This is a genomic window from Neobacillus sp. plas4 (assembly GCF_057221695.1).
Genome location: NZ_CM170152.1, coordinates 1,743,255 through 1,755,332, shown reverse-complemented (window position 1 = coordinate 1,755,332; position 12,078 = coordinate 1,743,255). Strand labels below are relative to the sequence as shown.

The 12,078-nt window shown below is 36.2% G+C and carries 16 protein-coding genes; 3 read left to right on the top strand and 13 right to left on the bottom strand.

Translation table 11 applies throughout. From position 1 onward, the window contains the following. Positions 1–392: 392 nt before the first annotated feature. The 4 genes from AC2TFD_RS08840 to AC2TFD_RS08825 form a co-directional block, all read right to left on the bottom strand. The gene (locus tag AC2TFD_RS08840) at positions 393–836 is read right to left on the bottom strand and encodes a YlbF/YmcA family competence regulator (protein WP_335519123.1); all 444 of its coding nucleotides are present in this window, start codon (positions 834–836) and stop codon (positions 393–395) included. 55 nt (positions 837–891) lie between these two features. Then, positions 892–1,251 (bottom strand): hypothetical protein, encoded by a 360-nt coding sequence (locus AC2TFD_RS08835; protein ID WP_335519120.1) that lies wholly within the window; start codon positions 1,249–1,251, stop codon positions 892–894. Positions 1,252–1,332: 81 nt separating this feature from the next. Then, positions 1,333–1,572, bottom strand: coding sequence for a YlbE-like family protein (locus AC2TFD_RS08830; protein WP_335519117.1), 240 nt, complete (start codon positions 1,570–1,572; stop codon positions 1,333–1,335). A 17-nt stretch (positions 1,573–1,589) separates the two neighbouring features. Next, a complete protein-coding gene (locus AC2TFD_RS08825) occupies positions 1,590–1,985 on the bottom strand; it encodes a YlbD family protein (protein ID WP_335519114.1) in 396 nt (131 codons plus the stop codon). A gap of 137 nt (positions 1,986–2,122) precedes the next feature. Between AC2TFD_RS08825 and AC2TFD_RS08820 the strand changes: the two genes are divergently transcribed. Both AC2TFD_RS08820 and AC2TFD_RS08815 read left to right on the top strand, forming a co-directional pair. Then, entirely contained in the window at positions 2,123–2,611 is a 489-nt protein-coding gene (locus tag AC2TFD_RS08820) for a PaaI family thioesterase (protein ID WP_335519112.1), read from the top strand. A 15-nt stretch (positions 2,612–2,626) separates the two neighbouring features. Continuing rightward, the gene (locus AC2TFD_RS08815) at positions 2,627–3,004 is read left to right on the top strand and encodes a hypothetical protein (RefSeq protein WP_335519110.1); all 378 of its coding nucleotides are present in this window, start codon (positions 2,627–2,629) and stop codon (positions 3,002–3,004) included. Between the two features lie 15 nt (positions 3,005–3,019). On the opposite strand, the gene AC2TFD_RS08810 is transcribed toward AC2TFD_RS08815, so the two are convergent. Together AC2TFD_RS08810 and AC2TFD_RS08805 are read right to left on the bottom strand one after the other, a co-directional pair. Further along, entirely contained in the window at positions 3,020–4,030 is a 1,011-nt protein-coding gene (locus AC2TFD_RS08810; protein WP_335519108.1) for a CAP domain-containing protein, read from the bottom strand. A 242-nt stretch (positions 4,031–4,272) separates the two neighbouring features. Then, entirely contained in the window at positions 4,273–4,707 is a 435-nt protein-coding gene (locus tag AC2TFD_RS08805) for a CBS domain-containing protein (protein WP_484675454.1), read from the bottom strand. A gap of 166 nt (positions 4,708–4,873) precedes the next feature. Between AC2TFD_RS08805 and AC2TFD_RS08800 the strand changes: the two genes are divergently transcribed. Beyond that, positions 4,874–5,233 (top strand): YugN family protein, encoded by a 360-nt coding sequence (locus tag AC2TFD_RS08800; RefSeq protein ID WP_484675453.1) that lies wholly within the window; start codon positions 4,874–4,876, stop codon positions 5,231–5,233. A 43-nt stretch (positions 5,234–5,276) separates the two neighbouring features. Here the strand turns inward: AC2TFD_RS08800 and AC2TFD_RS08795 are convergent, their stop codons facing one another. The 7 genes from AC2TFD_RS08795 to coxB form a co-directional block, all read right to left on the bottom strand. Beyond that, positions 5,277–6,458, bottom strand: coding sequence for a GNAT family N-acetyltransferase (locus tag AC2TFD_RS08795; RefSeq protein WP_484675452.1), 1,182 nt, complete (start codon positions 6,456–6,458; stop codon positions 5,277–5,279). A gap of 82 nt (positions 6,459–6,540) precedes the next feature. Continuing rightward, positions 6,541–7,005, bottom strand: a complete 465-nt coding sequence (locus AC2TFD_RS08790) for a DUF420 domain-containing protein (RefSeq protein ID WP_335519097.1) — start codon at positions 7,003–7,005, stop codon at positions 6,541–6,543. 94 nt (positions 7,006–7,099) lie between these two features. Continuing rightward, positions 7,100–8,005 (bottom strand): cytochrome c oxidase assembly factor CtaG, encoded by a 906-nt coding sequence (gene ctaG, locus AC2TFD_RS08785; RefSeq protein ID WP_484675451.1) that lies wholly within the window; start codon positions 8,003–8,005, stop codon positions 7,100–7,102. Between the two features lie 122 nt (positions 8,006–8,127). Beyond that, a complete protein-coding gene (gene ctaF, locus AC2TFD_RS08780; protein ID WP_335520497.1) occupies positions 8,128–8,460 on the bottom strand; it encodes a cytochrome c oxidase subunit IVB in 333 nt (110 codons plus the stop codon). Positions 8,461–8,464: 4 nt separating this feature from the next. After that, a complete protein-coding gene (locus AC2TFD_RS08775; RefSeq protein WP_335520499.1) occupies positions 8,465–9,094 on the bottom strand; it encodes a cytochrome (ubi)quinol oxidase subunit III in 630 nt (209 codons plus the stop codon). Then, on the bottom strand, positions 9,094–10,965 hold the full coding sequence (gene ctaD / locus AC2TFD_RS08770; RefSeq protein ID WP_335520501.1) for a cytochrome c oxidase subunit I: 1,872 nt from the start codon (positions 10,963–10,965) through the stop codon (positions 9,094–9,096). Before ctaD ends, AC2TFD_RS08775 begins: the two co-directional genes overlap by 1 nt. Before the next feature lie 31 nt (positions 10,966–10,996). Continuing rightward, entirely contained in the window at positions 10,997–12,055 is a 1,059-nt protein-coding gene (gene coxB / locus AC2TFD_RS08765) for a cytochrome c oxidase subunit II (protein ID WP_335520503.1), read from the bottom strand. Between the last annotated feature and the right edge of the window lie 23 nt (positions 12,056–12,078).

Below are 12,078 nucleotides of genomic sequence, written 5' to 3'. Positions count from 1 at the left end.
CTTGCAAAAAAACACCAAAGGTTAATGGTGATTACTATGGATTTAGAGCCAATCTGGCAGAGATTTATAAATCAACTTACCTTAAATGAATGTATTACGAATATCCATTGGAAGAAAATAGCTGGAATCCCGTTTATATATATTACCATAACCCCGCATTTATCTCAGCGCTCTCTAGAGGATACAATTAATAAGTGTTCACAAACCGTTATGAAAGGCAAACCCCTGCACTGCGAAACCATATTCGTACGGAAGGATGAATGGTTATATGTGTATAGGCACAGATTTTATGTACCACAGGATAAAATGTTCTGCTGCGGAAATCTTTGTGTAGACTGCACACGCTTAAAAGGAATAAAAAAACGGCTTAATGATTAATTAAGCCGCTGTTCTTATGCAGAGCATCCACAACTTCCACCGGTACCGCATCCAGCTCCATGAGAACCAGTCTGGAAAAAAGGGTTTCCTGAAGGCACCTTAATATGTTTAGAAACTGCCCCACCGACAAGTAAACTAATTTCATCTAACAAAGTTTGTAAGTCATTTTCCGCTAATTTGAATTCAGCCACATGTGTATCTAAATCCATTTCCCGCTTGGACTCACGGATTTGGCTCATTACCCTTTTATAGTCAGGGTGATATTTACCAAAGCGCTGTACTTCTTCGTAAAGCTCTTTAAGTTCCACAAAGGTGTTAATTTTCCTCTGTGTTTCTTTGTTAGTTTGCATTTTATATAAACAAATCTGATATTGTTCCACGATATCGGATTCTAAGACCATTTGTGCTAATTGCTCAGCGTATTCCAATAGTTCAACTCTTTCTGATGTAGCAATCATTCACGCCCACCTCCATTCACATTTTATCATGAATGATCCTGAATGTGAATAAACCTCACTTAGAGATATTTACCATGAACTCATTGGTTAATCCGTATGGTTTGTTATTTAAGTCTACTACCTCAAGTTTAATCTCATGCCTCCCTGGTGACAGGTCCTTAATGATAAAAGCTGCTGAGTTAACCTCTTGACTTCTTTTCCCATCCAGCCAAACAACAAACTTCCCCACTTTCTGAAATTTTTGATCTGATTCCCGAAAGCTGATTCCAGTTACTATACATTCTACAAATACATTATTGTCCTTTGTTTTAGATTGTACGAATAATGAAGGGCTTTGGTTAGCATATTGATGAAATCCGGACATAATTCCCACTATAAAAAAAGATAGAAGGATAACACTTACGAACCTTTTCAATACAATCACTCCTTTTAATTGTATTGTTTGCCAGGATTATTCTTTTTACTCTCAGCGAAAAAGACCACATCAATGTGGTCTTTAGTTTTGGTCTTTCATGGACTGAAGCATATAAAACATCATAGATGCCATTTGAACATTATTTGTAAATTTCTCTACCCTATGCGGGATTGTCTTCTTAAAATAATGCAGCGATTCAATCTCTAGTGTCTGTACATCATAAGGATTCCTCGATAGCTTTCTATACCAAAGAGGCTGTTCTCGGATAAATTTTTTTAATTCCTTTTGGCTATTAATATAATCAAGTACATCTCTTCTCATGAATTTTTTCCCTTCTGTTAGTCTTTACGAAATGAAAATGGATGTTTTTGTTCAATTTTTGGTGTTTTCTGTTGGGGTTGATTTCCTTGAAATTGGGAAATTACTCCCTGAATGGCTCCTAGCGCTTCACTTAAATTATTAATATAGTGCTGAATTTGGTTCGGGTCCATTTTTTGAACACTTCCAAGGATGGTTGATACCCAATCCCCTTTTTTCTCTTCCTTTGATTCGGAACTTGTAACCTTTTTTGCTCCAATCGTCTCCCAACGATTATCTTCCTCGCCCAGCAGATACCAGTCCTCATATAATTCCTGCCAAGTTGCATTTCCATTTCGTACTTCCTTAATTACCGAAGGGTTATTTTTCACAAACTCTTTAAATTGAATCACAGAAGGATGTAAATTTTTCTGCATCGTACCTCACCCCTGCCCAAATCAAATGCCTATTATACGATATGTGCTAAATAATGAATTGGTGAACATCCTACTGCTGTAAAAATTGTTTTTTTAATGGTAAGATGTCTTCAAAACAGAAATGAGAGGGATTACGGATGAAGGACAGATTGTATCAAATATTAGACCAGTGTATTGAAAAAGGGTCCGAAAGAGATTTAGATGCCATTGCCCACATATTAGAAGGATTTCAAAAAAAAATAGATATAGGATATACGCAATATATCGATGGACTATTTCATATGGAGAGAAAAATTGATAAGGAAAAAATGATTTTTGAAATCACTGTTCCATTAAATGATGTCTGGAATAATTCTTTAGCTATTGTTCATGGCGGGTTTACTGCTACTTTGCTTGATACTGCAATGGGAACAGCAGCAAATGTTATTCTTCCTGAAGGATATGGGGCAGTAACCAATCAATTAAATATTCATTACATCGCACCAGGTACAGGCGATAGCCTGCATTGTAAGGCTGAAATCATTCATCACGGAAGCAAGACTGTCGTAGTTTCAGGAGAAGCTTACCGTTCTGATGGTAAAAAAATTGCATATGCAACAGGGACATTTTTTATCATTCAAAAATAGAGGTGGATGAATAAAATGGTTACAGCTGTTGTTATACCCATAATTTGCGTTTACTTTTACTGGATTACTAGGAAAGAAATGAAAATAAATGATCTCAAATGGCTGGCTTTAGCTGAAGTAAAAAAAGAAGCAGTTGTTATGGGGGAAATTAAAAATATCCGCCATGAGAAACAACGTTTTTATTACCACCGATATATTTTTGTAAATGAACTGCTGCTTCAAACAGAAACAAAATCAATTAGAGCGAAAAAGATAACCCCTATTCGAAACAAAATGATGGTTGACTCCTCCTTTTCCATAGGAGAAGTAATACGTATATATGGAAGTTGGGAAGGGAATCATTTTCATTTTAGTGAATACGAGGTAATAAAAAGAAAAGAAAAAGGTGATTAATTCGTCACCTTTTTCTTAATTTGTTTTTTGTATAAAGTTTTGTGTATAATATTTTTGATAAACCCCTACGCCTAAATGAGTGAATTCTTCATTTAACAGAGCCTCTCGGTGCCCTTTACTATTTAACCATCCCTCTACCACTGCAGGCCCATCTGTATAATTTGCCGCAATATTCTCACCTGCAGACTTATATGCGACTTTTGCTGCTTCTAGTCTATTAGAAAGACTGCCAAATCTCTTAGAAGTATGTGAAAAGTCTTCGCTATCGGACATATCCTTACTATGGCCATAGGCAACTTCTGAGGTCTCTTCGTCCCATAATAGTGTCTTTACATTATGCCTTAACCTCATAATGTTTGTAATATCTAGTATTTCCTTCTCTGTACCTTGTTCAATCAAATTCCACTGTTCTTCATTAGGTTCAGAAGGCTCCATTAATTCCCCGCTATAGACGAGTTCATAAGGACGTTGCTGAATTAAAGTTTCATCATTTAGAAAACGTACGCTTGAAAGACTACCAGTAAATTGATCAATATATAATTGGACATAAACATCACCTAATTTAATTAATGGACGAATATTGAGGTCCATATCATTTAATTCAAAGCGATAAGAGTTCCCATTAAACTCAATATCTATATTTGTTGCGATTAATTGTGAATTAAAGATTTCTTCAATTGGCTGTCCAAGTTTAAATGGCGAGACATCCACATTTTCTCCTATAGCAAATACTGTTACGATTTTATTGTTTTTAACTCCAACCTGAACATAATTCGCGTAATCGGAATTATAAATATACCATTGATAATCATATAAGGATTCATCGATTCTTTGTGGATTCCCTAGTGTCTCTTTTAAATACTCTAGATCTTGTCCTATTAATAATCCCATACCACTGTTCGGAGGATCAGTGGGGGCTTTCTCCTGAATACCTTTTCCCTGATTTTGATATAATGATTCATTCATTTCTAATGAAGGTTCATCCGTTATTAAAACCTTATTATCATCATCTTCATTAACGCTCACATAAAAACCAATTGTAACGAAAATAGACGCTAGGATGAGAATTCTGAAGAGAGTACGCAGATGTATTCACCCTCTCTACTACTTTTTATTTCTGTATATGTATTTTGTATATTAATAATAATTATATCACCATTGTCTTTGTTAGTAACAGAGATAAATGAATTCGTCAAATAAATATATTGCTTAAAAAAAAACAGATACACCATTTGATGTATCCATTTTGATTTATTAAGGGTTATTTATTAATGTTGTACTCCATTATAATTTTGCTCAGAAATTTCGGTGAGTGCTACTTTTGCTTGATCATCGCTCATTTTTCTAATAGCAAAATCCCCAAGAGAAACAATTCCAATGAGTTTATCTCCCTCTACTACTGGCAGTCGCCGGATTTGGTGCTCTGCCATTAAACTAGCAGCTTCCTTAGCAGTCGCATCAGCTGAAATAGTAACAAGCTTACTACTCATGACTTCTTCCACTTTTGTTGACCCAGGGTGCTTTTCAGCAACACCTCGGACAACAATATCACGGTCCGTTATCATACCAACAAGCTTATCACCATCGACAATCGGAATGGCCCCTACATTTAATTCTTTCATTTTCACCGCAACCTCAAAAACATTATCCAACAAAGTACAACATTCAACTTCATCTGTCATTATGTCTCGGATCTTTTCCATTTCTTCGCCCCCAGCATGATAAATATATTCTTCAACATTTTCTTATGGTTACCAAAAGGCAATGAATTATTCGATGATGTATGCATTGCAAGTTTAAACATTTTCAACTATTATTAAATTGAATTAATTTAATTGGGTAAGGCATTGTTTTTAGGAGGGACTATTTATGAAATTTGAAAATACCGGTTTGGAAAAGATGAAAGCTGAAATAAACCGTTTAGATGATGTTATGATTGAATACGGTTTAGTGCGTGCAGAACAGTGGGATTATGAGCGTCTTACATATGACCGTAAGTTTGAGTTAAAAGAAGGGGTATTCTACTTACGTGTCCGCGGTCATGCAGTTGAAGGGGTTGTTGATTCTAATAAAGCAGTTATTCAGTTAATGATACCTTTATTAGGAAAGCACTATTACCCTCATGGAGTGGAATATGGAGAGGGAGAAAACTTTCCAACTTCTCTAGTAAATCAATGCAAAAAAATTCTTGAAGAAGTAAAGACAGAAGTAGAAAAATTCGCATTATAAAGTATAAAACGACGCATATAATCAGCATGCGTCGTTTTTATCTTTAAAAAAAATCATAAAAGAAAGGTTTGCTATGTGGAATTAGTTCTTCCAAAACTGCTATTTCCGATTCATGGCCCTTGATATACCCTAATTCATATAATTCAACAGGTCGTTTATAGCCAAATAATATTGCAGTCAATGAATTAATATCTAACCTAATTCCTCTTAGAGGAGGCTGTATGCAGGTACTTCCAGGCTTATCCTTATAAACCTTCGTTTCTCCATTACCAATTAAATAACTTCCAATATTCCAAGGTGCAAATTCATCCTCAATATGTAAGAAAATCTTATTAGGCAGGTTATTCAACTGGAATTTTTTCAAACATTTCTCTGCATCAACAATTCTAGCCATAAAATATGGAGTTACCTCCATCTTTACTTTTGGCTGTTGCAAGATATATTGTAATAGTTCATGATTGGAAGTCAAAATCGTGACATTTTCCACCATAGAATCATGTTGGCAAATAAAATTCCACAATCCGAACCTAGCCTCTTGTGTTAACGTTACAAACTCCTGAACGTCCATTTTCCGGTCTTTAACTTCATATAAGAGGTATCCTAATGCTTCGTTTGTTTCACTGTAATAAACTGCAATCTGACCGTCACCATAAATACTGTTCTTCCACCAATTTAATTCTCGGACAAGCATTCCCGTATATTTATGACTAAACCGAGAATAGACTTTCTCAATATCAGGATGATGATTTTCTTTTGCAAATCGCTTAACAGTTCCAGGCTGAGTCTCTAAAAATTTCAGATCCTTTTTCTCAATCAGAAGCTTCTTATTTTCTGTAAATACTTCCCACCCAAATTTCCGATAAAAACCGATGTCAAATGGATGTAAGAATGAAACAATTTGTTCCTCCGACCGCATGATCTCGAGTCCATGGAATATTAGTTTTTTTACAAAGCCAGTTCTACGATATTCAGGATAAGCTGCAACACCTGCTAAACCGCCCATTTTCCACTCTTGACCATTTACATAGACTTGGTGAGGAATAATATGGAGTTTTGCTGCAAGATTATTGTCCTTCCAAGCACCTATTAATCTTTGACTCTTTAACATTTCTACTCTTGCTGCCTTGCTCTCTTCAGGTATTTCATATTGAAATGCATACATCGATAGCTTCATTGATTCTACGTAATCTTTTTCAGTTACGTCCCTTATTTCCAAGATGATCACACTCCCCTGCTACTTTATTTCGATTTATGAATATAAATTCCTTTAAAAAACAAAAAAAGTGTCTAGTGAGACACTTTAAAATTTAAAATCCTAAGATAGCTTTAATAACAGAGGTAGTTTCTCCACCGCTAAAGAATACATACAGTAATAAGTAGACAGCAACACCAGTAATTGCGGTAAAAAACCAAATCACACTAGTAATCGGACCCAGTTTCTTATGTCTTGAAAGATTATTCTTATACCCAGTATATAACGTCACAACTCCGAAAATTGCCCCAGTAGTTGCAAGGAAGATATGAAAAACTAAAAACAAAGTGTAATATATTTTAAGTTGATCCGGTCCGCCAAAGGCAGTGTTTCCTATAAAAATTGTTCTCGACATATAAATGATAAAGAAAATAAGTGCAAAAATTGCAGCAACAAACATCGCCTTTTTGTGTGCTTCTATTTTTCTTTGAGTAATCAGCCACCAGCCTATTGCAACAGTTACAGCACTTAAAACGATAAATGTCGTACTAATCGTCGGTAAAATGGGTAGGGAATTCATAATTATCCTCACTTTTTATATATTCTACTATAATTTTAATTTAGTTCATCCATATTTTCAATAAAAAAGAAAATCTCCCAGTGCAATGGGAGATTTATTCAATCAGTGACGGCTTTAAAGTCGTGCTAATTTCCTTATCAGATTCTGCCTGGTCCTTCCGATACCATTCAAAGAAAACATGAGCTAAGAGAACTCCATATACAATTTCTTGAATAATCTTCATTAATACACCGCCAAGCTGCTGATCATGTACCAATGACATCGAACTAAACAATTCAGGTCCACTTATGTCTAAACCCGCAAATGTTGCAGGACCCACACAAAGACTCATTACTTGAGCCCAAACTTCTGGGTCAGAATAGGTGGCATAAATTGATTCAGGAGCAAAAATGATTAATGCACAGGCAGGGGTGATTAATATTCCGTCTGCAAAAATATACCCTACCTTCTTAAGCCCGCTTAACCTTTGCTGTTCCGGTACAGGATTAATAATTGGCCACCACATAAAGATCGCGACAATAAACAAAAGTGTCGAATACCCAGCATGTAACCAGAAGCTTTGCATAACTTGGTCAAAAACCAATGGAACATGATAGAAGGAAAACAATCCATTAAAAACAATTAACGCAATAAGTGGTTTGGTGAAAAAAGTAAATAAAGAATGAATCACTTTAATATTTAAAAGCTTTCTCCAAATCCAAACAGGAATACCAAATATAAAGATTGGTGGAATCACAAGAACTAATAGTGCCATTGAAATCATATGGACATAAAACATTAAATGAGCCATTAAATCCAGTGGAGAGCCTTTAATTGCATAAATCAATGCCATCGAAAACAAAAATAACCCAGCCTGCTTTTTTGTCAGCGGCTCACTATCTGCAAACTTGCTGCGGAATTTAATTGTTATTAAAAAGTATACTGCTATAATTGCTAGTAAACTTAATAGGAAGTACGGGCTCCAAAGTGCTTTAAAGCCAAAGATATCTAATGTAAGCACCGCATATCACCTCTTAATAAATTCTTAATCATAGTTTGATTATATACCTTAGAAAAGTAATCAGCAAAGCAATGACTTCATTATAAAAAGAAAATCGGCATAACGCCGATTTCCTTCAATGATTACCACCAAATAATAGTAGTGAAAGCTAATATCGTAATTAAGCCAACAAGTAATCCAGAATATATAAACATTGTAGGTGCTTCATGTCCCTTATGCTTCATATGCATAAAATAGTATAGCTGGAATACAACTTGAACAACCGCTAATAGGATAATAAACGGAACTATAAACCACGCAGAAGCTTTCATAGCTACAACTGCAAAAGCAATTAACGTTAAGAAGATCATCATGGCAAATGATACCACTTGATGTTTCATTTCTTCTGCGCTTTTTTTCTTACGATATTCAATGTCAACTCTTGGGTTACCTGAATTTAATTGTGAATTTGCCATCAGTTTATCCCACCATCCCCATTAAATATACAACTGTAAAGATGAATACCCATACAACGTCAATAAAATGCCAGTAAAGGCTTGCTGTATAAAACTTCGGTGCAGTGTAAAGGTCCAAGCCGCGTTTTGAATTGCGAATAATTAATGTAAGAATCCACACTAGACCGAAAGCAACGTGCGCTCCATGGAATCCAGTCAAAGTGTAGAAAGCAGATCCAAAAGCACTGCTAGTAAAAGTATGATTGTACTCATGAACATAATGTGAAAACTCATAAACCTCTAATGCAAGGAATGCAGCACCTAATAAAACGGTTATGATTAACCAAGTGTTCATCTTTTTTGCATTAAAGTTTTTCATGTGATGCATTGCATAAACGCTTGTTAAAGAGCTTGTTAATAACAACATGGTAGCAACAAACGTTAGCGGCAAATCGTATAAATCCTTTGCCAATGTATGTGTCGAATCAGGCACTTTATCCTTTAATGCTAAATAGGTAGCAAAGAGAGAGGCAAAAAGCACAGTCTCTCCACCTAGAAAGAACCAGAAGCCTAAAAATTTATTTTTTGCTTCAAGGGTTGATTTTTCAGGCTCAGCAGGCCAAGTTTCTAACGTTAATTTTTCTTCTGCATGCATTATGCCTTAACCCCCTTATCCTCATCATCCATTAATTCTTCTTTATGAATATGGAATCCGTGGTCATCTTTTACTGAACGTATGAACATTGAGCCGAATGTAATCAATAAGCCAAATACAAGAACTGGTATTGACCATGCTTTATCATCCATATTGAATAATGCGCCGAACGCAGCCACAAATAATCCAAATGACATCATAAATGGCAGGAATGAAGAGTTTGGCATATGGATATCACCGAGTGGTTCAGCAGGTGTCATCCCTTTTTTGCCTTCCATTTTTTCTAACCAATAAGCATCCAATCCACGCACTAATGGGAGCTGCTTAAAGTTATAGAAAGGCGGCGGTGATGGAAGCGCCCACTCAAGCGTTCTACCGTCTCCCCAAGGATCATTTCCAACTCGGACATTTTTCACTGAAGTCATAATGATGTTGTATAAAAGAACTAAAACACCTAATGACATAAATACTGCACCGAATGAACTGATTAAGTTAGACATTTCAAATCCTTGACCTGGCAGGAATGTGAATACACGACGCGGCATACCCCAAAGACCTAGGAAATGCTGGATAAAGAACGTCATATGGAAACCGATAAAGAATAACCAGAAAGTGATTTTACCTAATGTTTCATTTAACATTGTTCCGAACATTTTCGGCCAGTATAAATGTGTACCTGCAAGAAGTGCAAATACAACACCACCGACAATTACATAATGGAAATGCGCGACAACGAAATACGTATCATGGTATTGATAGTCAGCCGCTGCAACTGCAAGCATAACCCCTGTTACCCCACCGGCAACGAATGATGGAATGAATGCTACAGCATAATGCATTGGAGTCGTAAATTTAACACTTCCACCCCACATGGTTAATAACCAGTTAAAGATTTTAATACCGGTTGGTACTGCAATCGCCATAGTAGCAACAGCAAAAATCGCATTTGCAACTGGTCCTAAACCAGTTGTGAACATATGGTGAGCCCAAACCATGAATCCTAGGAAACCGATTAATACGGTTGCAAATACCATGGATGAGTATCCGAAAAGGCGTTTTCTTGAAAACATAGGCATGATTTCTGAAAAAATACCAAAAGCAGGAAGTATTAAAATATATACTTCTGGGTGTCCGAAAATCCAGAATAAATGTTCCCAAATTACTGTATTCCCACCCATGGTGGTAACAAAGAAATTAGAACCAAACATACGGTCAAACATCATCAAAACTAGACCCACAGTTAACGGCGGGAATGCAAATAAAATAAGTGCTGAAGTAACGAAAGTTGTCCATGTAAACAATGGCATTCTCATATAAGTCATTCCAGGTGCACGCATATTGATAATCGTTACTAAGAAGTTAATACCACCAATTAGTGTCCCTAAACCTGATATCTGTAATCCCAGTACATAGAAATCAACCCCATGACCTTTTGAGGCCATTGCGAGTGACGCGTATGAAGTCCACCCAGCGTCAGGTGCACCATCAAAAAACCAAGAAAGATTTAAGAATACTCCTCCGAAAAAGAATAACCAAAAACCTAAAGCATTAAGAAATGGAAACGCAACGTCACGCGCACCAATTTGTAACGGCATTACCGCATTCATAAATGCAAAGACAAGCGGCATAGCTGCAAGGAATATCATCGTCGTTCCATGCATCGTGATAATTTCATTAAATAAACCTGCACTAACAAAATCATTATTTGGTACTGCAAGCTGAATGCGGATAAAAACTGCTTCAAGTCCGCCAATTACAAAGAAAAATCCACCTGCAATAAGATATAGGATAGCGATTTTTTTATGGTCAACTGTTGTTAAAAAGTCCCATAAAGTTGCGCCAAATCCCTTTTTTTGAGCGTAGGTACTCACAATTTTACCTCCCTTTCAACCAATTCCCCTTTTATTCCTGGACTTTTAATCCCATTAAATATGCTGTTAAAGCGTCAAGCTGTTCTTCACTTAATTGTGGATATTTATCAGTCATTAAATTTCCTGGCTTGTATTTTTCAGGAGTACGAAGCCAATTCTTAAGCTCTTCTTCGTTATGATCCAATACACCTGCAATACGAGAGCGTTCACCAAAGTTTGTTAAGTTTGGTGCTAACCTTGCTTCTGGAGGTGTTGTATTTCCTGGTGTTACAGCGTGACAGCTTAAACAACTCTTATTAAAGAGATCTTGACCTTGCTGCGCTAAAGCTGTATCTGCTTTGGCAGGTTCTTTAACAACCTTCATATCAGCCACCCAGTTATCAAAGTCAGCACGGCTCATGGTTTTAACTTTAAAGTCCATTAAAGCATGAGATGGTCCACAAAGTTCAGCACATTTACCGTAAAATAAATCTCCAGCTTCTTTAGCCCTCTCACTATCAAACTCCAGCCAAAATTTATTAACGTTTTCGGTGTTGGTATCAAGCTTTCCACCTACTGCAGGTACCCAAAATGAGTGTTTTACATCGGAGGAAATTAAATTAAAATAAACCTTTTCATCTGTTGGTACAACTAAATCCTGTCCTGTCACAATTCCTTCGCCAGGATATTCAAATTCCCACCAATATAAGTTGGAGCGTACATTGATAACCAACGCGTCGGAATCTTCTTTCTCCATTGGTGAAACATCAGCCAATTTAAAAGTGGCAGAAACGGTAGGAACAGCTAAAATCAAAAGTAATAAAATAGGTACAACTGTCCAAATAATTTCTAGTTTGTGGCTTCCTTCTACTTGTTTTGGTATCCTATCATCTTTTCTTCTAAACTTAAACAAGACAATAAAAAAGATTACCATTACAACTACAATTACCCCTACCATTATCAATGTGCTTAGTTTCATCAGATCATATTGAATGTCTGCAACTTCACCAGCTGGCCTTAATGCCGATACGAATGGTTCGCCACATCCTGAAAGGATAAGCGAAAGAATCGCAAATATCGAAATTAACCGCCATTTCGCAAGCCTTTTCATAGCTTAATCAAACCCCTCTTTCG

Bases quoted from the DNA above. Each gene is read 5' to 3' on its own strand.
- AC2TFD_RS08840 (WP_335519123.1), bottom strand. From the start codon at position 836: ATGATTGCTACATCAGAAAGAGTTGAACTATTGGAATACGCTGAGCAA.
- AC2TFD_RS08830 (WP_335519117.1), bottom strand. From the start codon at position 1,572: ATGAGAAGAGATGTACTTGATTATATTAATAGCCAAAAGGAATTAAAA.
- AC2TFD_RS08825 (WP_335519114.1), bottom strand. From the start codon at position 1,985: ATGCAGAAAAATTTACATCCTTCTGTGATTCAATTTAAAGAGTTTGTG.
- AC2TFD_RS08820 (WP_335519112.1), top strand. From the start codon at position 2,123: ATGAAGGACAGATTGTATCAAATATTAGACCAGTGTATTGAAAAAGGG.
- AC2TFD_RS08815 (WP_335519110.1), top strand. From the start codon at position 2,627: ATGGTTACAGCTGTTGTTATACCCATAATTTGCGTTTACTTTTACTGG.
- AC2TFD_RS08805 (WP_484675454.1), bottom strand. From the start codon at position 4,707: ATGGAAAAGATCCGAGACATAATGACAGATGAAGTTGAATGTTGTACT.
- AC2TFD_RS08800 (WP_484675453.1), top strand. From the start codon at position 4,874: ATGAAATTTGAAAATACCGGTTTGGAAAAGATGAAAGCTGAAATAAAC.
- AC2TFD_RS08790 (WP_335519097.1), bottom strand. From the start codon at position 7,005: ATGAATTCCCTACCCATTTTACCGACGATTAGTACGACATTTATCGTT.
- ctaF (WP_335520497.1), bottom strand. From the start codon at position 8,460: ATGGCAAATTCACAATTAAATTCAGGTAACCCAAGAGTTGACATTGAA.
- AC2TFD_RS08775 (WP_335520499.1), bottom strand. From the start codon at position 9,094: ATGCATGCAGAAGAAAAATTAACGTTAGAAACTTGGCCTGCTGAGCCT.
- coxB (WP_335520503.1), bottom strand. From the start codon at position 12,055: ATGAAAAGGCTTGCGAAATGGCGGTTAATTTCGATATTTGCGATTCTT.